Source organism: Xylella taiwanensis (genome assembly GCF_013177435.1).
In the GTDB taxonomy this organism is placed as follows: Bacteria; Pseudomonadota; Gammaproteobacteria; order Xanthomonadales; family Xanthomonadaceae; genus Xylella; species Xylella taiwanensis.
In genome coordinates this window covers 1,970,908-1,992,919 of the sequence record NZ_CP053627.1, presented here as the reverse complement: position 1 = coordinate 1,992,919, position 22,012 = coordinate 1,970,908, and the positions used below count along the sequence as shown (strand labels likewise).

Below are 22,012 nucleotides of genomic sequence, written 5' to 3'. Positions count from 1 at the left end.
CGGCTGGCATTCGGCTTCCCGGTGATTGGGGGAGGCTGAATCTCCACGGATCTGCACGGGTGCGGCAAAGTGACCACAGCAGAGTGTACGGCGCTGGGTGCTGCACACTCTGAGTAAGTGGATGGTTGTTCGTGCGGAATGGTGTGTTGCTTAAATGTGAGGCTAGCCTGCTCCGCGTTGCGTCTTGATTATTGCAAAAGTGAACGTAACATCCACGCGTATTTCTCATGGATCTGTAGGCGTTGGGTCAACAAGTCAGCGGTTGGGTCGTCGCTGGCATCTTCAGCGGTGCTGAGTACTTTGCGTGCGGTACGGCATACCGCCTCGTTACCGATGACCAATTGGCGAACCATCTCGCGCCAGTCGGTGTTGTCACTCAAGCCTGGTTCTTCCTCGATTGAGGTCAGTGCCAGATATTCTTTGTAGGAACCCGGTGCGTTATAGCCGAGAGCACGGATACGTTCTGCGATCTCGTCCAGTGCGGCCCATTGTTCTGTGTATTGCGTTTCGAACATGGTGTGCAGCGAGTTGAACATGGGCCCAGTGACGTTCCAGTGGAAGGTGTGGGTCTTCAAGTACAGCGTGAAAGCGTCCGCCATGTAGTGGGACAGACCCTCGGCGATGGTCTTGCGGTCGCTGGTTTTGATTCCGATATTCACCTCTGGCATTGAGATGGCGGATGCCAGCATGGTTTTATTCTCGGATTTGCTGTTCTGTTGTTTCTTTGCCATAGAAATATCCTCCTTAGTAACGGTTGTCACAATAAACAACCTAAAGCATGTACTGTCATGCAATCTTCTGCAATTTACGATTGATGAGTGTTATCGAACAGAACATCTGGGGCCAATTGCGTAAGCATCGTCGCGCGATCGACGATGCGATGAGCCGCGACCGTGGGCGATTACTGGGGCTATGGTCGCATTGGCAGCGTCAGCCTCGTGATCATGAGGCGCGTGCTAACTTCCAGCGGGTGTTATCCGCATCACGGGCACAGCGTCAGGTGCGTGCGAATAGTCAACCAGTGGTCACAGTGGACCCTCGATTGCCTATCGCACACGAAGCAGAGCACATCGTTGCGCTGATCCGGGCGCATCAGGTGGTGGTCATTGCTGGTGAAACCGGTTCGGGAAAGACCACGCAATTGCCGAAGTTGTGCTTGTCTGCCGGGCGTGGCATTGCCGGTACGATCGGGTGTACGCAGCCACGTCGTATCGCGGCGCGTGCGGTGGCGATGCGGGTCGCTGAGGAACTACAGACACCCTTGGGGATGGTGGTGGGCTTCCAGGTGCGTTTCACCGATAAAGTGAGTGATGCCTCACGGATCAAGTTCATGACCGACGGTATTTTGCTGGCGGAGATTGCCAGTGACCGCTGGTTGTCGGCGTATGACACGATCATTGTCGATGAAGCACATGAGCGCAGCCTCAATATTGATTTTTTGCTGGGTTATCTCAAACAGTTACTGAAAAAACGTAGTGATTTGAAGCTGATCGTGACGTCAGCGACGATCGACACAGCACGCTTTTCTAAGCATTTCGACGCTGCGCCGGTGATCAATGTGGAGGGCCGTACTTACCCGGTGGAGGTGCGTTACCGTCCGTTGGCTGAGGTGGGATGTGCTGGTGATCGCCTTGAAGAGGCTCACGGTGGTACTGAGTATCCGTCGATGCATGGTGGTGCGCGAAGATCTGGAGGTGAAGTTGCTGTGCCCAAGAGGGCAGTGGCGACGCCTCAAGAGGAGCAGCGCACCGTGAACGATGCGATTGTGGCGGTGATCGACGAGATCACCCGTGAGGACCCGCACGGTGATGTGCTGGTGTTCCTACCGGGTGAGCGCGAGATTCGCGATCTTTGCCGTGCGCTGGAGCGGCGCAAGTATCGCGAGACTGAAGTGCTGCCGCTGTACGCGCGCTTGTCGGCTGGTGATCAGGATCGGGTGTTTAACCCTGGATCCGGGCGTCGGCTGGTACTGACGACCAACGTTGCTGAGACGTCATTGACGGTGCCGCGGATCCGCTATGTGGTCGATCCGGGGTATGCGCGTGTGAAGCGTTACAGTGCGCGGCAGAAGTTGGATCGCCTCTACATTGAGCCGATCAGTCAGGCGAGTGCCAACCAGCGTGCCGGCCGTTGCGGCCGCATTGCCGATGGTGTCTGTTACCGGCTCTACACTGAGGCAGACTTCCTCGCACGGCCAGCATTCACTGATCCTGAGATCAGACGCTCGTCCTTGGCTGGGGTGATTCTGCGCATGTTGCAATTGGACCTGGGTCGGATCGCGGAGCACGTCTCTTCCTTGAGTGAACGTGTATCTGGGTCGGAGCAGCAGCGCACCTCCCAGATCATTGAAAATTTCTCGTTTCTCGAGCCCCCTGACGAACGGGCAGTCGCCGATGGTTGGCAACAATTGGTTGAATTGGGTGCGGTAGATAGCCAGCAAGCGCTGACAGCCATTGGGCGCAAGATGGCACGGTTGCCGGTGGACGTGAAGCTGGCGCGCATGCTGGTTGCTGCGCAACAGCACGGTTGTGTGTACGAGATGACGGTGATTGTTGCCTTCCTGGGGATCCAGGATCCGCGTGAGCGCCCCCCGGAGGCGCGTGAGGCGGCTGACAATGCGCATGCGAAGTTTGCTGATGCACGTTCGGATTTCGTCGGCATCTTGCGTCTATGGCAGGCTTACTGGCAGGTCCGCGAGTACTCGACCCAGTCCAAGTTGCGTGAGTGGTGCCAGCGCCATTTTCTTAGTGTGCTGCACATGCGTGAGTGGTGCGAGTTGCAGCGGCAATTGTGTCTATTGTGCGAGGGGGAGCAGGAGGACGATCTGCGCAACGTACGATCGTCGGAAGCGCTTCTGAAGAAGGGAGCAAGGCTGTCTCCTCGCTCAAAGTCAGAATCTGGGTTGGGAGCGCTGGGCTTAGTGCCTCAGGCGGACGCGTTACTGTCGAGTGCGACATTGTTGCGGGCTCTTTTAGCGGGGCAGGGGACGTCCAGCGAGAGCGAGCGTCGTGGTCATAAGCCGAGTCGTGGAGAGCTGCATCGTGCCGCGCGCTTGGCGCGCGAGCGTAGCGCAGTGCGCAACGTCACTCGTACAGTTCACGGCGCGAATGCCGATATGCATACACCGTCTGCGGTGACGCCTGGGATCAGCACACCGGGTGAGTTACTCAATGATGCACCGCCTATCAGCGAGCGTGCGCGTGCGGCTGCCTATCAAGCGTTGCATCGTGCGTTGCTGGCCGGTTTGCCGATCCACATTGGCCATCGTACCGAGAAGGGCGATTTCCAGGCGCCCCGCCAGCGCCGCTTTCTGTTGTTTCCTGGTTCGGTGTTGGCGAAGCAGCCGCCACCGTGGGTGCTGACCGCGACTCTGCTGGACACACAGAAGGTCTGGGGCTTGACGAATGCTGCCATCGAGCCGGATTGGGTGATTGCTGAGTTGCCGCATCTGTTGCTGCGCAAGCATTTCAATCCACATTGGTCACGTGCCCAGGGCCGAGTGCTGGTCTCTGAGCAAATCAGTTTGTTTGGGTTGGTGTTGGCGCCGAAGAAGCCGGTGCACTATGGCCGTATCGATCCGATAGCGGCGCACGATCTCTTTGTGCGCCAAGCATTGGTGACCGGCGAGATCAACACGCGTGCTGGTTTTGTTGCCGACAATCTCAAGGTGTTGGAGCAGGCGCACCAGGAGGAGGCGAAGCTGCGTCGTGCCGGTATTGTGGCCGACGAGGATTGGCAGGCACGCTGGTATCTCGATCGGGTGCCGCATGACATTGATTCGACAGATGCACTGGATGCATGGTGGAAAGATCTGCCAGTGAACAAGCGGCATGGCCTGTATTGGTCATTGATCGACTTGCTGCCTGGTGAAGGCAGTGAGGAAGATCGCTACCCGAAATATTTTGCACTCGGCGATGCGAGGTTGCCGTTGCACTATTCGTTTGATCCAGGTGCAGTGGATGATGGCGTCACCTTGGAGGTGCCTTTGCATCTGCTCAACGCGCTGGATCCAGTACGGCTGTCGTGGCTGGTGCCTGGCTTTGTCGCCGATAAAGCATCTGCGCTGATCCGTTCGTTGCCGAAGGCACTACGTCGCAGCTATGTACCGGCACCTGATTTTGGGCGTGCGTTTTCTCAAGCCTTTCCACAGCCTGCGGCGGATGATCTACGCGGCGAGTTGGCGCGCTTTTTGTCTCGTATTACCGGTGTGCGGGCGGCGGCGATCGACTTCGATGAACAGTTATTGGAGCCGTATTTGCATATGCGTCTGCGTCTGCGTGATGAGAGCGGTCATGTCTTGGCCGAGTCGCGGGATCTTGATGCGTTGCGTGCTCGTTTTGGCACACACTCCGGGCAAGCGTTCGTGGCCCGTTCCGGACGCACATTCATCATGGAGGGGCTGCGTGAGTTTCCTGCTATGTCGATTCCGGTCCAGCTCACCGGTGAGGCTGGGGTTCCGATGTACCCGGCGTTGGTGGACGAGGGTGAGATGGTGGCGTTGCGGGTCTTCGCTGATTCTAGTGAGGCCGCACAGGTACATCCGCATGGCGTACGGCGGCTATTGGAGATCGCGTTGGCCAACAAGATCAAACAGGTGCGTAAGCAGTTGCCGGTGTCCTCGAAGAGTGGACTGTTATATGCGGCCATTGAGTCAAAGGAATGCTTGCGTGACGACCTGGTTGAGGCGGCGTTGAATGCGGTATTAGCGAATGCGTTGGAGTCGATCCGTGATCCTGTCGTGTTTGCGCAGTGCCGCGATACGGCGGCGCAGCAGCTGTTCCCTGAGATGATGGTGCGGCTGAATCTGGCCGAGGCGATCCTGGTCGCCGTGGCCGAGCTTAAGCCACTGCTGGAAGCGCCGTTGATGGGGTGGGCGCGTGGCAATCTGGATGACATGGAACGGCAGTTGGCCCAGTTGGTGTATCCGGGTTTCTTGCGCCAGACACCCGCCGAGGTACTGACGCACTACCCGCGCTATCTGAAAGCGATGCTGCTGCGGAGTGAGCGCGCCAAGCGCGATCCGTCGCGCGATCAAGCCCGAATGCTTGAACTCAAGCCATTCGTGGATGCGTTGGAGGTGGCGATGGCACAGGGTGTCTCCGGGCAACCGGAGTGGCAGGCGTTGCGTTGGGATTTGGAGGAGTTGCGGGTGTCACTCTTTGCGCAGGAATTGGGCGCACGCACCGGGATTTCGGCTAAGAAATTAGCGCAGCGGTTGGCTGCGCTGAGGGGCGGCTAAGGTGCTTTCGGGTGTCCAGGCAAGGTGCTGCAGGCAGGACTGGTTGAGGGCGGTGCTGTGTCGGGATACTTATTTTGACCAAGGACATAGGCTTTGCTGGTAGCGATGAAGCCATCAGCGTAGGTGGCCTCGACGAAGGAGCTATTCCAGCCCTGGGCTGGAATGGGGAGCGCCACGCGCACCGATTTACCCTGTTCCGGCAGTGATGTGGACGCATAACGGATGCCGCAGGCGTAGCGGAAGTCGCGTGCCTGTGTGTTTTGGGCCGTCCACAGTGTCCAGCGGATGGGTTGCTCGTTCGACTTTAGATACAGCGTCGCCTCTGCACCGTGTTGTTTCAAGTGCTCGCTGAGCATGGGTAACGGACGGTCTTGTTGCAGACGTCCAAGGAAGCTGGTCAGGCCCTCGCTGATGGCAGCGGGGGGGATGTTATGTGGACTGTTAGGTACGATGCGCAGTGCTTTTGTACCGGGGAGGCGATCGTAATAATAATGGCTGCTATCGGGCGGGAATAAATCGTCACCGCTGGCACTCAAGATATATTTGGTGAGCGCTAAGCGGCGGAAATAGCGTGTTTTTAAATAACTGAGTGGGTCCTCAATACGCATCAACTGATTAAATTGTGGAGTGTTTAAGCGATCAGTGATGCCTGCGGCGTAGTAGGGGGCTAATCCAATGGGCCAGTGGTTACCGTAAGTGCGATAGATATGATTCAGTACTTGCCGCGTGTTTAAGATGTCGGTTACTGACGGAATGATTGCGTTCACGCGGTCATCTGCGATCGCCGTCAGCCAAGCTGCCCAGCCACGCTTGGATGACCCGGTCACCGCAAAGTGTTTTAAGGACAGCTGTGGTAGCTCGCGTTGTGCCAGGTCCATTGCGCGCGTGATGGCGATCGCCATCGGTACATGTAAGGGCAGTGTTTGACGAGTGTCTGGTGATTGCATGAAGAGTGACCAGCCGTGTGCAACACTCTCGTCTTCACGGCGTGCGTGGCCATCATCGGCATAGGTCAGATACTGGTTGGGGATGTCGCTGACCTCTACGATCGTGATGTGGGTACGCCGTGCGATCTCGCCCAGTATCTCGGAAAGATCATCGGGCGGGCGCGCCGCCATGCCGCCGTTACCGGCATATCGGGTACCGTTGCTGGCGATGACCAGTGCTTGCTGCGGCAGCACATCATCGGGTACGTGCAGCACGACGTTGTGTTGCCATTGCAAGGGTGTTACCAGGTGTTCTGGCGACCAAGATTGTGCATTCAGTTGGTAGCGTTTTTGGGTGACGCCGGCGATGTGCTCGCTGCCGGTGGCGGTGTAGTCGAGTGGCTGCCGTTCCACTGCATCGTGATAGCAGACCAGCGCGTCAGCGGCTGCAGTATGGTGTGCGTTGTCACAGATGGTTGGATCAGAGATCGGAGGTGTCGCTGTAGCCGTGCCGGCCAGTAGCAGGGTGAGAGCGAGAGAGTGGGCTTGGTGTTGCATGGCAGGCATCTATGGTTGTTCGGTAGCGAGGTAAGCTCACCTTGCCACAAGCGTATGAAATCAGTTTGCAACGTATTCTTCAGTGCTTCGATACGTTGCCATGGGGTGTGATGCTTTGCCATGGGGTGTGATGCTTTTTGTGATGGCCCATTCATTCCAGGTGAGTGCGTTGGGAGCGCTGAAAATGGTCCGGTTTAATCCGGGTTGGGCGTGTGGCTGAAGGATATAATGACCGGCTTCGTGGTCTGAGCAGCGGCACTGCCGCTGCCAAGGCGCAATGTCCGTCATTGCTAAGACTTGATCCCATCTGCAACACATCTCTATTTAGAACAGACGGCTTCCATCCTGCGTCGCAGGGGTGCGAGACGTCGGTAGGCTGGTGCTGGCTTGGTTTCAAACGCTCAGGCAATAAGGACAGTAGGGACATGAAGATTGCCGCGGTACGGTCCGTCAATGTGGCGTGCGTGTGCCATGACAAGGTGTTCACGTGTTTTCAGTCTCCCATTCCTGCTCAGGAAGTTAACGATGTCCAATAGCCTGTCTTCTTTGCGTGATCTCGAATATGCCGGCGCGTTTGTTGAGCGCCATATTGGCCCCAACGATGTCGAGATCACGCAGATGTTGCGTGTTGTTGGCTACGATTCGCTGGAGTCGCTGACTGATGCCATTGTTCCGGAGAAGATCAGGTCGACCGTTGCGTTGGATCTGCCTGAAGGGGTTACTGAAGAAGAGGCTCTCGCCAAGATTCGCGTGATTGCCGATAAAAATCGAGTGTTGCGCAGCTTCATTGGCCAAGGCTACTACGGCACTCATACGCCACAGGTGATTTTGCGCAACATTCTTGAGAGCCCAGCCTGGTACACCGCGTACACCCCATACCAGGCGGAGATTTCGCAGGGCCGTATGGAAGCGTTGATCAACTTTCAGACCATGTGTGCCGATCTCACCGGGATGGAGATTGCCAATGCTTCCCTATTGGATGAGGCGACTGCTGCGGCCGAAGCGATGAGCTTGGCCAAGCGTTCGGCCAAATCCAGCTCGGATCTATTTTTTGTGCACGATGCGGTGCATCCACAGACCTTGGAAGTGCTGCGTACTCGTGCTGAACCGTTGGGCATTGTGTTGCGTGTGGGTACGCCGGAGGAAGCATTGCATGCCGATGTTTTCGGCATATTGCTGCAATATCCGGACACCTTCGGCCGCATTGGTGATCACAGGATGTTGGCCGATGCTGTACATGCCCGGGGTGGTGTGGTTGCGGTGGCCAGCGATTTGTTGGCGCTGACGTTGATTGCGGCGCCAGGCGAATGGGGGGCCGACATCGTCGTTGGCAATAGTCAGCGCTTTGGAGTGCCGTTTGGCTTTGGTGGCCCGCATGCTGCGTTCATGGCTTGTCGCGATGTTTATAAGCGCTCGATGCCGGGTCGTTTGATTGGTGTATCGGTCGATGCTGTTGGCAATCCTGCGTACCGCCTGGCTCTTCAGACCCGGGAGCAGCATATTCGCCGCGAGAAGGCAACCTCCAACATCTGTACCGCGCAAGTGTTGCTGGCGGTGATGGCCTCCATGTATGCGGTCTATCATGGCCCCAATGGGTTGATCCGTATTGCGCGCCGCACCCACCGCATGGCGGCGATTCTGGCGGCGGCGTTGCGCGGTGCTGGTTTGACGGTTGGTGAATGTTTTTTCGATACGCTCCACATCATCGGTATTGACGCTGTGGCGATCCATCGTATGGCAGCGGCGGCTGGTATTAACCTGCGCATGATCGATAGTGCGCAGCTTGGTATCAGTCTGGACGAGACAGTGACGCGTGCCGACTTGGTGGCGTTAGGTCATGTGTTTGGTGTGCAGATTGATGTGGACGCGCTTGATGTTGTTACTGCCGACGCGTTACCAGCGGCTCTGCTGCGCACCAGCGCATTCTTGACCCATCCCGTGTTCAATACTCATCACAGTGAGCATGAGTTGCTACGTTACTTGCGCACGTTGGCCGATAAGGATTTGGCCATGGACCGCACCATGATCCCGTTGGGCTCGTGCACGATGAAGCTCAATGCGACGGCTGAGATGATTCCCGTCACTTGGCCAGAGTTCGCTTGCATTCATCCATTGGCGCCGGCTGCACAATGGAGCGGCTACCGCCAGTTGATCGATGAGTTGGAAGCGATGTTGGCAGAATGCACCGGCTACGACGCCGTGAGCTTGCAGCCGAACTCTGGTGCACAGGGTGAATATGCCGGCCTGTTAGCGATCCGTGCCTATCACCGCGCCCGTGGTGAGGGGCGCCGCACCATTTGCCTGATCCCTGAGTCGGCACACGGGACCAACCCGGCGTCGGCGCAGATGTGTGGAATGCAGGTGGTGATCGTCAAGTGCGACAAAAATGGTAACGTTGATGTCGCTGATTTGCAGATGAAGGCGGAGAAATATTCAGACAGTCTTGCAGCGCTCATGATCACCTATCCATCCACGCATGGCGTGTTTGAGGAAGCGATCATGGACATGTGCGAGATTGTCCATGTGCATGGTGGCCAGGTGTACACGGACGGCGCCAATATGAATGCGCTGGTGGGTGTGGCGAAACCGGGTCGGTGGGGTTCGGACGTTTCGCACCTGAATCTTCACAAGACCTTCTGTATCCCGCATGGCGGCGGTGGCCCGGGCGTAGGTCCCTGTGCAGTGAAAGCGCACTTGGCTCCGTTTTTACCCAAGACGCTGACATTGCCAGGAGAGGGGGGAGTCGTGCGGACGCCGGATACGCAAAAGCTATTGTCTGGCGATGCAGGCAAGGTTGGCATGGTGAGTGCGGCTCGTTTCGGTTCAGCGTCGATCCTGCCGGTCAGTTGGATGTATATCACCATGATGGGGGCGGCCGGGCTACGTAAGGCGACCCAGGTCGCGTTGCTCAATGCCAATTACATTGCTAAGCGCTTGGCACCCCACTATAAGACGTTGTACACCGGTCGCAATGGTCTGGTGGCACATGAGTGCATCCTTGATGTGCGTCCGCTGGAGAAGGTCAGTGGTATCAGCGCGGAGGACATCGCTAAACGTTTGATCGATTTTGGTTTCCATGCGCCGACGTTGAGTTTCCCAGTGGCGGGCACGCTGATGGTGGAGCCGACCGAGAGCGAATCGCAGCAAGAGTTGGATCGTTTCGTCGATGCAATGATTCAGATCCGTGAGGAGATTGCGGCGATTGAGCAGGGGCGTCTTGATCCCGAGGACAATCCGCTCAAGCATGCGCCACACCCGGCGATACAGGTCATGGCTTCGGAATGGGCGCATGCCTATTCACGTGAGTTGGCTGCGTTCCCATTGCCCTCATTGAAACAGGCCAAGTACTGGCCTCCGGTGGCGCGTGTGGACAACGTTTACGGCGATAAGAACGTGATGTGTGCTTGTATTCCAGTGGATGCGTACCAAGAAGATTCTGCAACCTAAGCCCATGTCATGGGAGATGACATCATTGAGGAAGCGCCCCGTTTTTGAATCTGAACCGGGCTGGTATCAATGAAAATGCGTTGTGTTGTCTTGGGGCATGGTTGTCATGATCCCTATCCTGGGCACATTTTGTATCGTGAACCTGACGGTCTGTGCATTGATGCCAAGACGCAGCGGATGGAGCAACGTGTTGCGCTCTTTTGACGTCATTGGTGGGTGATCAGTCACTGGTGTTGGAGTTCAGGTCCGTTGAGCGGGAGTCGCGGTTTCAGATGACTGGGACGTTAGCCTGTATGGCGTTGCTTAATGTGGCAATTTGTCACATTGCATATCCGCTACCACTTCATGACGATTGAAAATGCAAATGATGCCACTGAAAAACGGCGTGATCACGGTGTTGTCTGCTGTGACAGTGCGTCTGTTTCAAGGAAACTATCAGGCTCACAGCAAATCTGAAGAAAGACTCCATAAAAAGCGGTCATGCCGACGATATTGCTAATGCTATTTCAGCATTGGTTGGATAATCGATCAGACTGAGTGCTCATCCCTGACACAGGTGTTGTACCTACAGTCTATGAGCCATGAACGATGACATCCTCTTTTCAGCACTGGAGTCAGCCAAGTGCGTGGCCTTGCAAGGTGTGGCGCAATTATCTTTTGTCCCAGATCCATGATGTGGGCCTGATCGCAGCTGATCGTATAGATGATGTGATGCCGTGCGCGTGCTCTTGGTGAATCATTGGAGCTGGCGAATCAAAGACAATGTAGTGCGGTAGGGGGGAGATCAGGCTAACTTTCTGTGGGTATGACGATGCAATGTATTTTGGTGATATGGAAGCATTTCAACGTGCAAGGGCACAGGACACGGTGAGGCCATGACCCTTGGGGATTCAGAATAGCCGTTTGAACGGGTGACATCACCATCGATGATGGCATCAGTCTCCCAGGAATGATGCAGACAACCGAAAAAAAGGCCGCGGATCACCTGCGGCCTTTTAGTATGTGGTACGTGAGGTTCAATACATCATGTGCACGTTGAGGTTGTGCATCACCCACAGTGAACCGATGACAACGATGCCAATGATCAGCACTGAGAACAGAGCCACTTGGACGTTAGAGCGTTGTTCCTGTGAACGGTCCATGTGTAGAAAGTACACGAGATGCACCAGCATTTGCGCCGCCGCCAAGACTGAAATCACAGTGACAGTCATGCCCTTAGAGAACACGCCATTCATCACTATCGCGAATGGAATGGCAGTCAAAATCACTGCTAGCACAAAGCCGATGAGGTAGGGCTTCAGGTGCGTGCTATTGCTTGGTGTGGCATGTTCGCTGGAGTGATCGGGGTGATGAGACATTACAGCGCTCCTAGCAGATAGACGATGGTAAAGACACCGATCCAGATGATATCCAGGAAGTGCCAGAACAGGCTCAAACATGCCAAGCGAGTACTGTTGCGTGCGGTCAGCCCGTTTTTAACAATCTGGATCACGAGCACCAGCATCCATAGCAAGCCTGTAGCGACGTGTAGGCCGTGGGTACCGACCAGGGTAAAAAATGCTGATAGGAAGGCGCTGCGTCCTGGGCCTGCTCCCTCTTGGATCAGATGGTGAAACTCATAGAGTTCCATGCCGAGGAAGCCAAGGCCGAACAGGGCTGTGATCATGAGCCAGCCATATAGCGCAGGCATGTGGCGTTTATGCGCCGCGATCATGGCCAAGCCGAATGTCAGGCTGCTGAACAGCAGCAGGAAGGTTTCCACCAGCACGAACTTCAGATCGAACAGTTCTTTGGCTGTCGGCCCATCCACCGTTGCACCGACCAGCACCGCGTAGGTGGCGAACAAGCCGGCAAAGATGAGGCAGTCGCTCATCAGGTATACCCAAAACCCGAAGACGGTGTTGCCTCCACTGTCGTGGTGCGCGTGATCGCTGTGATGACCTGCGTGAACGGCGCGATGTGTATCGATCTTTGTGGACATGGTCATCGTTATACAGCCTTCGCAGCGTGTGCTGTCTGTTGTGTTTCCAGCAGGGCGAAGCGTTCGTTCTCGATACGCGCAACTTCCGCAGCAGGCACCCAGTAATCGATGTCGTTATCGAATGTGCGGGCAAGGAAGCTGCCGATCATGCCAAGTAGACCGATCATCGCCATCCACCAGATATGCCAAGTCAGACCGAAGCCCAGCACGATGCTGAAGGCACCTATCCAGAAGCCCGCTGCGGTGTTGCGTGGCATGTGGATATCCTCGTATTTGTCTGGTTTTATCCAGGCTTTGCCACGTCGTTTGTCTTCCCAGAACTGATCCAGGCTGTCCACATGGGGCACGTGGGCAAAGTTGTAGAACGGCGGTGGCGAGGAGGTTGACCACTCCAACGTGCGTCCGTCCCATGGGTCGCCGGTCAAGTCACGGTTCTGCTTGTGCGTCCAGACGCTGTAACCGAGTTGCAGCAGATTCAAGAAAATACCGATACCGATAATCACGGCACCGCCAAGCGCCACCAGCAGCCAAGGCTCCCACTGCGGGTTGTTGTAGCTGTTCAGACGACGGGTCATGCCCATGAAACCGAGTGCATAGAGCGGCATGAAAGCGATGAAGAAACCGACGATCCAGCAGGCAAAAGATGCCTTGCCCAGTGCTTCGTTGAGTTTGAAGCCAAATGCTTTCGGGAACCAATACGTCAGTCCGGCCAAGTAACCGAACACGACACCGCCGATGATGGTGTTATGGAAATGCGCAATCAAGAACAGGCTGTTATGCAGCACGAAGTCCACCGCCGGGATGGCCAACATGACACCTGTCATACCACCGATGCTGAAGGTGATCATGAAACCAATGGTCCAGTAGATTGGCGCACTGAAGTGCACCCGGCCACGAAACATCGTGAACAGCCAATTGAACATCTTCACGCCGGTTGGAATCGAGATGATCATCGTCGTGATGCCGAAGAAGGCATTGACGTTCGCGCCAGAACCCATCGTAAAAAAGTGGTGAAGCCAGACAATAAATGACAACACGCCGATGGCTGCGGTTGCGTAGACCATTGAAGTGTAGCCAAACAGCTTCTTGCGGCAGTAGGTGGCGACCAATTCGGAGAAGATGCCGAATGCTGGCAGGACCAGGATGTACACCTCGGGGTGGCCCCAGATCCAGATCAGGTTGACATACATCATGGCGTTGCCGCCGCCGTCGTTGGTGAAAAAGTGTGTACCGAGGTAACGGTCAGCACCCAATAATGCCAACGTGACGGTCAACACCGGGAATGCGGCAATAATCAGGATGTTCGTGATGAGTGCGGTCCAGGTAAAGACCGGCATACGCATCAGCGTCATACCTGGAGCGCGCATCCTCATGATGGTGACCAGGAAATTGATGCCGGTCAGCAAAGTACCCAACCCGGAAATTTGCAGCGCCCAGATGTAGTAGTCCACGCCAACGCCAGGGCTATATTCCAATCCTGACAGTGGCGGATAAGCCAGCCAGCCCGTCTGTGCAAATTCACCGACTGCCAGTGAAATGTTGATGAGTGCGGCGCCGGCTACAAACAGCCAGAAGCTGAGAGAGTTAAGAAACGGGTAGGCGACGTCGCGTGCACCAATTTGCAGCGGTACGATCAGATTGAGGAGGCCGGTCATAAATGGCATGGCCATGAAGAAGATCATGATCACGCCGTGTGCGGTAAATATCTGGTCGTAGTGGTGCGGTGGAAAAATACCTTCATGACCGCTATGTGCGATGGCCAACTGGGTACGCATGAATATCGCGTCGGCGAAGCCGCGCAACAACATCACCAGCGCCACCACGATATACATCACACCGATTTTTTTGTGGTCGACCGAGGTCAGCCATTCGTGCCACAAGTAGCCCCATTTTTTGAAATAGGTGATCGCACCCATCACGGCCAGGATGGCGAGGCTGCCCCCCCCGACTGCAGTCAAAATGATTGGATCGTGTGGGATCGCCTCCCATGAAAGCTTGCCTAACATTATTTGTCTCCAGAAGTGCGCATGGCCATCGGATCTTCCATCGATAACGGTGGTTTATCCTCACCGTCGGCATGGTGGCCATGGCCCATCATGTGTTTATCGAGCAGTGACTTGAACAGGCCGTTCTCTACTGACGAGTAGTAGGTGACCGGATAATTGCTTTTGTCGTTGCGATCGTCTGCCAGTGCTTGGTATTCGTCCTGCTGCAGCCGTCGCGGCGAGGTTTTGACCTTGGCCACCCAGGCGTCGAATGCGGCCTGGTCGGGGAGCACATGGACCACAAAGTTCATTTTAGAGAAACCGTGGCCACTGTAGTTGGCGGAGATGCCGCGGAATGTTCCTGTTTCATTGGCGATGAGATGCAGCTTGGTTTGCATGCCGGCCATCGCGTAAATCTGTGAACCCAATTGCGGGATGAAAAACGAGTTCATCACCGTATCGGAGGTAATTTTGAAATTCACAGGGGTGTTGACTGGAATCGCGATCTCATTGACCGTGGCGATATCCTGCTGCGGATAGATCATCCCCCACTTCCAATCCATCGCCACGACTTCGATGGTGAGCGGCTTAACATCGGATTGCAGTGGTTTGTAGGGATCCAGTGCATGCGAGGAGCGCCAGGTCAGTACGGCCAGTACCAGGATGATCAAGCATGGAATCGACCACACCACCACCTCGATTGCCGTGGAGTGTGCCCATTCGGGTTCGTAGCGCGCTTTGGTATTGGAAGCGCGGTATTTCCAGGCGAAGGTGAAGGTCATCACGATCACTGGGAGGACGACCAGTAGCATCAGTACTACGGCCGTTATCAGCAGCGTCTTTTGGTCCTGGCCAATCTGGCCCTTGGGGTTCAGGATGGCCCAGTCGCAACCCGTCAGCATCAGTAGGAGCGGCAACAGCAGCCCTAGGTGGAGTAACTGTCCCGTCTGTTTCGAGGAAATCATCGGTCAATCCAATGGCGAGGAAGCGTCGATTGCAGCCCGGAGTGCGATTTGGACCTGCTCACATGGCAGTCTGCGGTATGACCTGCAGTGGGATCGGACTCGGATCGGCATCACGAATTCTATGCTTTGCGGCGCTCCAGAGAAAGCTGCGTATCATGATCTGAAGCCAAAATTGTTGTTGGTTGGCTGCGACATGGCGTCGCAGCTGTGGAGTGCGTCGCTGCCGGGTTGGGTTGCTTGGGCTGTGGTCAGTCTGTGTTGGAACGCATGGTTGTGAAACGGGCACGGATCACCTGTTGGAGTCGTTCATGGAGGGCGTCGGCACCGTGCGTGCGTGTGTTTTGCCAGTATGGCTGTAATACGAACGCTCGCGGGAACCTCGTTCCAGGACGGCACTTATAAAGATCGTCGGTTGCAATGACCCGTGGTGATCGTTGGTGCGAGTCAAGGCAAGGCGAGGACTTGAGCCAAAACTCGATTGAGGAACCAGTCGTCTGAGCTGGGTGGCCGTGGCAGCACAGCTGCATCGCTCTATCTCCTATGCACTGTCTTGACGATCCGCAGGGTGGGTTTTTTAGGTGTGAATTCACCAGCGTCTTGCATTCGGTATTACGTTGCGGCAGCAGATGGTTGCAGTCGTCAATGGCCGATGGCCAGGGTGTTGCAGGATGAGAGTGCTTCCTGCACTTTGTTCAGGATGAGATGTGAATGCTTGTATTGAGAACGAAAACCGGATTCATGGCAGCATACATTTTTAACGGTGACCTGACGTGGGAGGCAAACGGCCCGCATTTAAAAGTATCTGGCCAAGTCGAATATTTCTTCTTTGAAAACGCGATATATGCCTCTTTTTGTGTGAGTGACCCCAATCCAGTGTTATCAGTAGAAGTGCCTCAGTAGGTCCGTTCGATGGCGTAGCGGGCCAAGCCGCGTAACGCGGCAACTCCAGTGGTCTCGGGTAGGCCGTCCAGCGCGCGTTCGGCGGCGTCGGCATATGCACCGGCGCGTTGCCGACTGTAGTCTAAACTGCCAGTGGCGCGGATTGCGCTCAGTATCTCTGGCATTGCATTGTTATCACCTTTGCTGATGATCATGCGTAAACGTTCGCGTGTGACTGCGTCTGAGTGTGTCATCGCATGGATCACTGGCAATGTGGCTTTGCCCTCGGCAAGGTCGTCACCGAGATGCTTACCCAGATAGCGATCGTCGGCGGTGTAGTCGAGCACATCGTCGGTGATTTGAAATGCGTAGCCTAATTGCAAGCCGTATTTGTAAAGTCGTGCCTGCGTATCCGTATCGGCATGGGATGCGAGTGCTCCGAGCCGTGCTGCGGCAGCGAACAATACCGCGGTCTTGCGTTCAACCACGTGTAGGTAGGTGATTTCGTCGGTATCCGGGTTGTGTACATGCAACAACTGCAGCACCTCCCCTTCGGAGATGCGGTTGGTGGTTTCAGCCAATATCTGCATCACGTCCAGGTTGGCCAACTCGGCCATCAGTTGGAAGCTGCGCGAATATAGAAAATCCCCAACCAAAATGCTTGGTGCGTTGCCCCACAGTGCGTTTGCGGTACTGCGACCGCGGCGTAGTTCTGATTCGTCAACGACGTCGTCATGCAGCAGGGTGGCGGTGTGGATGAATTCAATGATGACTGCCAGCTGATGGTGGTGAGGACCTGTGTCGCCGATGGCGTGGCCGGCCAACATCACCAACATCGGACGTAGGCGTTTGCCACCTGCAGAGATAATGTGATCGGCGATTTGGTTGATCAGGACAATGTCCGAGGCAAGGCGGTCGCGGATCAGCGCATCAATTGCAGCCATGTCTGGTGCTGCGAAGGATTGAATCTGGGGAAGGTTCAAGGCAGTACGGAGAGTGGTGGCAATGCTCATTGTGGAATAGGAGGTGCGTGTTGCACGAATTATAGGCGGCTCTACGTGATCCGCTCGGAAAGTGGTATTACATCTGTTGAGATTTACTTGTGGGTGAGTTTCCTGATAGATAGGCGATGCTTTTACTTGTGGCTCGTCATGTACTTCCAGATATCCGACGTTGTCAGGGGGTGTAGAATCCGTGCTATCCCTTTAAAAAAATTTGCCCGGCCGCTTTAGGGCGGGTAAACGACAGTGGAATATTCAATGGCCCGTGGCATCAACAAAGTGATCCTCGTCGGTAACCTCGGTAATGATCCGGATACCAAATACACCCAAGGTGGTATGACGGTCACCACCATCAGCTTGGCGACAACCAGTGTGCGCAAGGATAGGGATGGCAATACCCAGGAACGGACCGAGTGGCACCGGGTCAAGTTTTTCGGAAAACTTGGCGACATTGCCGGGGAATATCTGCGTAAGGGGTCGCAGTGCTATATCGAGGGTAGCATTCGGTACGACAAGTTCACTGGCCAGGACGGCCAGGAGCGCTACATCACCGAGATCGTTGCTGACGAGATGCAAATGCTGGGTGGCCGTGGTGATGGTGGTGGGGGCATGGGCAGTGAGCGCCCGCCGCGCCAAGCATCCCAGCGTCAGGAGTACGCCCCACGTCGTCAGCCACCGCCGTCGCCGCAATCTGCGCCACCGCCGATAGACGATTTCGCTGACGACGATATTCCTTTTTGAAGGATGCTATGAACTCAAGTGATCTGAGAGTGCTTAACCGTAAGGGCGCTGGGATTAATGCACATTGAGTGTGTGTCATCGGTGTGTTGCGCTTGTTCTGAGAATGCATGTGCACGCTCGGTAAGCGTTTCCATTGATGCGTGCTTAATCATCGTTGCTGGTGTGATTGCACCCGCTTTACCGATCACATTGCAGGAGTACCGCGGTTTTACCTTGAGTGACTACACATTTAGAGTCAGGAGAGGGTATGTGAAGGGAGATTGCGTGTGTTGGTGGTAGAAGTGCGGGATAGGTGTGAGGTTGCGTGTTGCTTTTTAAGTGCGGTATGTGAGTGATGTCACTGGACATTGGGCCTGCCGGGTCAAATGTTGAGTGCGTCTCATCCATCCAGATAAACGACGATAGTCGCCAAGTGCATAGGTTCGCGACAAGAGCACCGGACCAGTACCTTAAGTTTTAAGTGATTTGTCAAACTTGGTTGATGAGAAAGGTGTACTCATCATGCCGTAGATAACCATCATGCATCTGGGCATGAAGCACGTCGATGAACAGGGATGTGGTAGATGCCATCTTGCCCGGTCGTCCGATATCTCCAACAGCGGTCCAGTATCCAGGCTGTGCAGCCATGTTCAGGGTGCGCGCTGCCAGCATGGTAGCGTTTCGGCAGTGTGTTCAGTATTTGCAAATGATGGGAGAATTTACTTGACCGTTGGGGATGAGCGTGCGTTCTTTGAGGGAGCGATGGCGTTAATGGCTGCTGCGGCATTGACTTGTAGCATACCGTCGGAGACGCGGCTGGTACGTAGCAGCAGGTCTTGGAGTGCGTGCGTGCTCAGATGTGGCGACAGTGACATCAGCAGCGCAACAATGCCGCTGACATGCGCTGCGGCCATCGAAGAACCGGAGACAAAGTCGTAACCGCCTTTGGGTTGGGTGGTCAGGATGTCATTGCCCGGCGCACTGATGACGCCCGGTGGTGCTGGGGTGCTGTTGCTGCTGCGGACCACGATCACGCCCGGAGTATTGCTTGGGAAACCGTCCATGTGCCCGTTCGGAGGCATTGCGGCGAGCACAATACGATTTTCGCTCAGCAATTGGCTGAGCATCTTGTATAACAGTGGATCGGCCGGACCGCCGAGACTGAGGTTGATAATGCGCGCGGAACTGTCGTGGATGGCGGCTAACGCCTTGGCCAGAGTGAATGAATTACAGTGCGCTGTTGCTTGTGGCATTGGCGGATACCAGCAGGATGTGTACACACTGAGCATGGCCTTGGGTGCCATGCCGACGAACCCTTGGTAGTTGTTGCCGTTGGCCGCAATGATGCCTGCGATTTCAGTGCCGTGAGCCCCGGGTGCTATGGCGGTTGGCGTGGCACCAACCATGTTGTGGATCTCGCGGATGCGACCTTGTAGTTCTGGATGTGAGGTGTCCACATTGGTGTCGACGATAGCGATGTTCATGCCCTGACCCTGGGTATCCATCTGTGCGATGGCTGCATCTGTGCCGACAAAACCGTGTTGCAGGTCCACGTAGGGGTCGTTGTAATGCACTCCTGCTGTGGCAGCCTTCGCTGTCGTGGACGTGTGTTTATCTGTGGCGTACACCGAAAAATCTTGTAGTGGCTGTGCCAGCACCACTCGCTTGTCCGCCGCCAAGGTTTCCAGAAGGTGTGTGCGGGAGATGCCTGGTGACGGTTCCAGTACCGCACAGTACAGTCTCAATGTGTTGATCGGCCATGCGGCGAGTTCATGAAGACCATAGTGTTGCTTCAGTGCGTCTATGGTGGCGGCGGCGTACTGTCCAACACCATAACGTACCGCGCCGCTGTAACCTATCAGGTTGGACGCGGCGTGCCGTGATGGCGATGTCACTGGATTAGCCACCGCCAGAATGATGTCGCGCTGACTGTCCAGGTTGGCACTGTCCGGCATGGTGTCTGCTGTTGGAACATGTTCCGCCGATGCGGATAATGGCATCTGATGCACGCAAGCGCTTAGGGCGAGCAGGACGGTCAGGACACAGGCGAAGGTGAATTTCATGGTGTGGATGCAGGTTCTGCCAAGCGGATGCCCGGTTTGGTGCGTAGTGTCTGTACTGTTTGCTGGAGTGTGCCTTGGTATGTGGTGTCCCTTGGAGCGACGGTGTAGGCCCCGACGTTGTTGGGACCGTTGACCGTACGAAGTTGCAGACTGTGCAAAAGCGTGTCCCAGTCAGCGAGAGTTATGTGCGCGTCGGGGAGGACTTTGATCGTCCCGCTGACCGCTGCCTGAGTAGCCACTGGTGCGTCGCTGAGGGTGCGGTATCTGTCGGGTGTTTGCTCCTGCGAGAACAGGTGTAACCCGAGCATACCCAAACCCATGGCCTGGATGACGATGACGGCTGCGAGTGCCTGAATCGTCCAACCTCCCGAGTTTTGGCGTGCCTGTTTCAGATCAGTGGGTAGCATGTCGATCCGTTGCATCAGGGAGTGCAGTCCGGCTTCAGCATCGATCTGGACATCTGTGGGGAGAGACAACGCCAGGTGTAATCGGTGTTGCTGCTCGAAATCAGCATTGCATGACTCGCATTGGGCAAGATGTGTTGTCAGCCAATTCTTTTCTGCTTCGGTGATTCTATTTTGTAGCATTGTCGGCATGAGCGCCCAGGCTTTCAGGCAATCCTGGCCGGGCTCCGTCGAGAATGTCTTCATGACGCATTCTCCTTGAAGGTGTACCTATGTCCTGCCAGTGGTGGCAGTATGTTGCGTAGTTTGATACGTGCGTGGAACAGCCGGGCTTTGATCGTGCCCAACGGGCACTGCATGATGACGGCTGCTTCTTCAAGTTTGTGTCCTAGCCCGTATACCAGTTCAACCACCAAGCGTTGGTCTGGTGATAGCCGTGCCAAGCCCTTGCCGAGCCAGTCACGCAGTTCTCGATCTTCGTCCGGATCGACGCTGGCGCTGAGCGATTCTTTAAAGACCTCGTCCTCGACAGGAAGAGGGCCATGCTGACGTAGCGTTTTCAAAGTGCAGCGGTACGCGATGCCCATGATCCAAGTTGAGACCCGTGAGTCGCCGCGAAAGTCACTGGCTTTCTGCCAAACGATCCAGAAACAGTCATTGATCGTTTCTTCGATGACATCCGGGCGCCGGGTCACGCGCGATAGGAAGCGGCAAAGCCGACCGTGGTAGCTGCGATAAAGCGTGGCCAGTGCGTCACGATCGCCAGACGTCATGCGCCGGAGCAACATGCGATCGGTCACGTCATCCAGGGGAGTTGTGGTCATGGGATAAGAAAGCAGCGTGGGGGACTACGATAAGTGCCGGATGAGGATATGAAAGGTTGTCGTGGCTCAGAAACTGTGTGACAGAGTCGCGATCCATGGAGAGATTGCAGCATTTCTTTGGTGAGCAGGCGAGTTGGTGCTGCTCAACAAGTGCGTGAACTGAATGGTCCATGTGTTATGAGTCCATATCAGGCCGGCGTGACCGTAGTAATAAGGGTGTGGTGGTGTCCAAGTATCGCCGAAATAGAACGTGGTTGGTCTTTGGCTGACACCAATGCCGGTGGTCAGAGAGACGCTGGCCGATAGCGGCTGGCGCAGACTAAGGTCGGCGGCTGCATACCAGGTGCCCTTGTTTTTTTCGGTGAGACGAAATGCGGCCACGCTGAAGGTGACGATGTCGCGGTAGCTGATCCCAGCACTGGTTTCAATGCGGTTGAAGCGTTTGAAGAAGCGGTTGCCCGGATAGCCGTAATAGAGAACGCTGGTTTGCAGTTGCCAATCATCTGTGGGTGACCAATAGCGTGTCAGTTCAGCGTTGATGAGGGCCAAATGGTCCGGTTGGCGTACCAGGATGCTGCTGGATGCGCTCAATGCCCAGCCGGGGGTAGGTAACCAAGTCAGATTGCTTTGTAGAATGGGAGTGTGAAGCGTGCTCGGAATGCCCCGGTCGATGACTTGGGTGGTGAGACCGAGCTCGCCACTGATGTTTGCTGCCCATGCCTGCCAGGTCATCAACAGGGGGATGCTTAATGTCCATCTGATGCAGCGGGACATGGAGCGCATTGCGAGGCGGGAGCCAGCGTGTATGCGGGTCATCCCGTGTCTGGCACCGCGTAGCCAATACCAGAAAAAGTGTGCATGGGTAAAGGTCGTAACGGTAGTCGGATCCACAACGGTGGCAGGACGAATGTGCAAAGTCGTTGGAGAATATGAGGAGGTCAGGATCTGTGTGATGTGTAGTTATCTGTGGGCGGACTTATCCTGATCCTTGGACGGGTGATTGCAGTCTAGCAACGGATT

General features: G+C 55.6%; 15 protein-coding genes. 3 read left to right on the top strand and 12 right to left on the bottom strand.

What is annotated here, in order from left to right; genetic code table 11:
- Window positions 1-188: 188 nt before the first annotated feature.
- Window positions 189-689, bottom strand: coding sequence for a Dps family protein (locus tag PLS229_RS08540; RefSeq protein ID WP_425511088.1), 501 nt, complete (start codon window positions 687-689; stop codon window positions 189-191).
- A 125-nt stretch (window positions 690-814) separates the two neighbouring features.
- Here PLS229_RS08540 and PLS229_RS12755 point away from each other — a divergent pair, with 125 nt between their 5' ends.
- Window positions 815-5,239, top strand: a complete 4,425-nt coding sequence (locus PLS229_RS12755; protein WP_038271493.1) for a DUF3418 domain-containing protein — start codon at window positions 815-817, stop codon at window positions 5,237-5,239.
- Here the strand turns inward: PLS229_RS12755 and PLS229_RS08530 are convergent.
- Window positions 5,236-6,732, bottom strand: coding sequence for a PhoPQ-activated pathogenicity-related family protein (locus PLS229_RS08530; RefSeq protein ID WP_038271492.1), 1,497 nt, complete (start codon window positions 6,730-6,732; stop codon window positions 5,236-5,238). The two genes, PLS229_RS12755 and PLS229_RS08530, sit on opposite strands and share 4 nt — an antisense overlap.
- 516 nt (window positions 6,733-7,248) lie before the next feature.
- Between PLS229_RS08530 and gcvP the strand changes: the two genes are divergently transcribed.
- Complete coding sequence (gcvP, locus tag PLS229_RS08525; RefSeq protein ID WP_038271491.1) at window positions 7,249-10,170, top strand: aminomethyl-transferring glycine dehydrogenase; 2,922 nt, start codon at window positions 7,249-7,251, stop codon at window positions 10,168-10,170.
- 1,016 nt (window positions 10,171-11,186) lie between these two features.
- On the opposite strand, the gene cyoD is transcribed toward gcvP, so the two are convergent.
- The 5 genes from cyoD to PLS229_RS08500 form a co-directional block, all read right to left on the bottom strand.
- On the bottom strand, window positions 11,187-11,528 hold the full coding sequence (cyoD, locus tag PLS229_RS08520) for a cytochrome o ubiquinol oxidase subunit IV (protein WP_038271490.1): 342 nt from the start codon (window positions 11,526-11,528) through the stop codon (window positions 11,187-11,189).
- Window positions 11,528-12,163 carry a cytochrome o ubiquinol oxidase subunit III gene (gene cyoC, locus PLS229_RS08515; RefSeq protein ID WP_171898089.1) on the bottom strand — a complete coding sequence of 212 codons (636 nt, stop codon included), beginning with the start codon at window positions 12,161-12,163 and terminating at the stop codon, window positions 11,528-11,530. The genes cyoD and cyoC overlap by 1 nt, the downstream gene beginning before the upstream one ends.
- On the bottom strand, window positions 12,160-14,157 hold the full coding sequence (gene cyoB / locus PLS229_RS08510; protein ID WP_038271488.1) for a cytochrome o ubiquinol oxidase subunit I: 1,998 nt from the start codon (window positions 14,155-14,157) through the stop codon (window positions 12,160-12,162). The genes cyoC and cyoB overlap by 4 nt, the downstream gene beginning before the upstream one ends.
- Window positions 14,157-15,101 carry a ubiquinol oxidase subunit II gene (cyoA, locus tag PLS229_RS08505; protein WP_038271486.1) on the bottom strand — a complete coding sequence of 315 codons (945 nt, stop codon included), beginning with the start codon at window positions 15,099-15,101 and terminating at the stop codon, window positions 14,157-14,159. Before cyoA ends, cyoB begins: the two co-directional genes overlap by 1 nt.
- A gap of 893 nt (window positions 15,102-15,994) precedes the next feature.
- Entirely contained in the window at window positions 15,995-16,993 is a 999-nt protein-coding gene (locus PLS229_RS08500) for a polyprenyl synthetase family protein (protein WP_038271484.1), read from the bottom strand.
- 246 nt (window positions 16,994-17,239) lie between these two features.
- Between PLS229_RS08500 and PLS229_RS08495 the strand changes: the two genes are divergently transcribed.
- Window positions 17,240-17,722: a single-stranded DNA-binding protein gene (locus PLS229_RS08495; protein ID WP_038271482.1), complete on the top strand. Its 483-nt coding sequence runs from the start codon at window positions 17,240-17,242 to the stop codon at window positions 17,720-17,722.
- A 468-nt stretch (window positions 17,723-18,190) separates the two neighbouring features.
- On the opposite strand, the gene PLS229_RS08490 is transcribed toward PLS229_RS08495, so the two are convergent.
- From PLS229_RS08490 to PLS229_RS08470, 5 genes are all read right to left on the bottom strand, one after another.
- On the bottom strand, window positions 18,191-18,373 hold the full coding sequence (locus PLS229_RS08490; RefSeq protein ID WP_038271481.1) for a hypothetical protein: 183 nt from the start codon (window positions 18,371-18,373) through the stop codon (window positions 18,191-18,193).
- A gap of 47 nt (window positions 18,374-18,420) precedes the next feature.
- Window positions 18,421-19,764: a S8 family serine peptidase gene (locus PLS229_RS08485; protein WP_038271479.1), complete on the bottom strand. Its 1,344-nt coding sequence runs from the start codon at window positions 19,762-19,764 to the stop codon at window positions 18,421-18,423.
- A complete protein-coding gene (locus PLS229_RS08480) occupies window positions 19,761-20,414 on the bottom strand; it encodes an anti-sigma factor (protein WP_038271474.1) in 654 nt (217 codons plus the stop codon). The genes PLS229_RS08485 and PLS229_RS08480 overlap by 4 nt, the downstream gene beginning before the upstream one ends.
- The gene (locus PLS229_RS08475) at window positions 20,411-20,992 is read right to left on the bottom strand and encodes an RNA polymerase sigma factor (RefSeq protein WP_038271473.1); all 582 of its coding nucleotides are present in this window, start codon (window positions 20,990-20,992) and stop codon (window positions 20,411-20,413) included. Before PLS229_RS08475 ends, PLS229_RS08480 begins: the two co-directional genes overlap by 4 nt.
- 66 nt (window positions 20,993-21,058) lie before the next feature.
- Window positions 21,059-21,724: a TorF family putative porin gene (locus PLS229_RS08470; protein ID WP_051482337.1), complete on the bottom strand. Its 666-nt coding sequence runs from the start codon at window positions 21,722-21,724 to the stop codon at window positions 21,059-21,061.
- Between the last annotated feature and the right edge of the window lie 288 nt (window positions 21,725-22,012).

What these genes read in the sequence shown, in the direction of transcription:
- PLS229_RS08500 (WP_038271484.1), bottom strand. Translation starts at nt 16,993, where the DNA reads ATGAGCATTGCCACCACTCTCCGTACTGCCTTGAACCTTCCCCAGATT.
- cyoB (WP_038271488.1), bottom strand. Translation starts at nt 14,157, where the DNA reads ATGTTAGGCAAGCTTTCATGGGAGGCGATCCCACACGATCCAATCATT.
- PLS229_RS08495 (WP_038271482.1), top strand. Translation starts at nt 17,240, where the DNA reads ATGGCCCGTGGCATCAACAAAGTGATCCTCGTCGGTAACCTCGGTAAT.
- PLS229_RS08480 (WP_038271474.1), bottom strand. Translation starts at nt 20,414, where the DNA reads ATGAAGACATTCTCGACGGAGCCCGGCCAGGATTGCCTGAAAGCCTGG.
- PLS229_RS08490 (WP_038271481.1), bottom strand. Translation starts at nt 18,373, where the DNA reads ATGCTGGCAGCGCGCACCCTGAACATGGCTGCACAGCCTGGATACTGG.
- PLS229_RS08470 (WP_051482337.1), bottom strand. Translation starts at nt 21,724, where the DNA reads ATGACCTGGCAGGCATGGGCAGCAAACATCAGTGGCGAGCTCGGTCTC.
- cyoA (WP_038271486.1), bottom strand. Translation starts at nt 15,101, where the DNA reads ATGATTTCCTCGAAACAGACGGGACAGTTACTCCACCTAGGGCTGCTG.
- PLS229_RS08485 (WP_038271479.1), bottom strand. Translation starts at nt 19,764, where the DNA reads ATGAAATTCACCTTCGCCTGTGTCCTGACCGTCCTGCTCGCCCTAAGC.
- PLS229_RS08475 (WP_038271473.1), bottom strand. Translation starts at nt 20,992, where the DNA reads ATGACCACAACTCCCCTGGATGACGTGACCGATCGCATGTTGCTCCGG.
- cyoD (WP_038271490.1), bottom strand. Translation starts at nt 11,528, where the DNA reads ATGTCTCATCACCCCGATCACTCCAGCGAACATGCCACACCAAGCAAT.
- PLS229_RS12755 (WP_038271493.1), top strand. Translation starts at nt 815, where the DNA reads ATGAGTGTTATCGAACAGAACATCTGGGGCCAATTGCGTAAGCATCGT.
- gcvP (WP_038271491.1), top strand. Translation starts at nt 7,249, where the DNA reads ATGTCCAATAGCCTGTCTTCTTTGCGTGATCTCGAATATGCCGGCGCG.
- PLS229_RS08530 (WP_038271492.1), bottom strand. Translation starts at nt 6,732, where the DNA reads ATGCCTGCCATGCAACACCAAGCCCACTCTCTCGCTCTCACCCTGCTA.
- PLS229_RS08540 (WP_425511088.1), bottom strand. Translation starts at nt 689, where the DNA reads ATGCTGGCATCCGCCATCTCAATGCCAGAGGTGAATATCGGAATCAAA.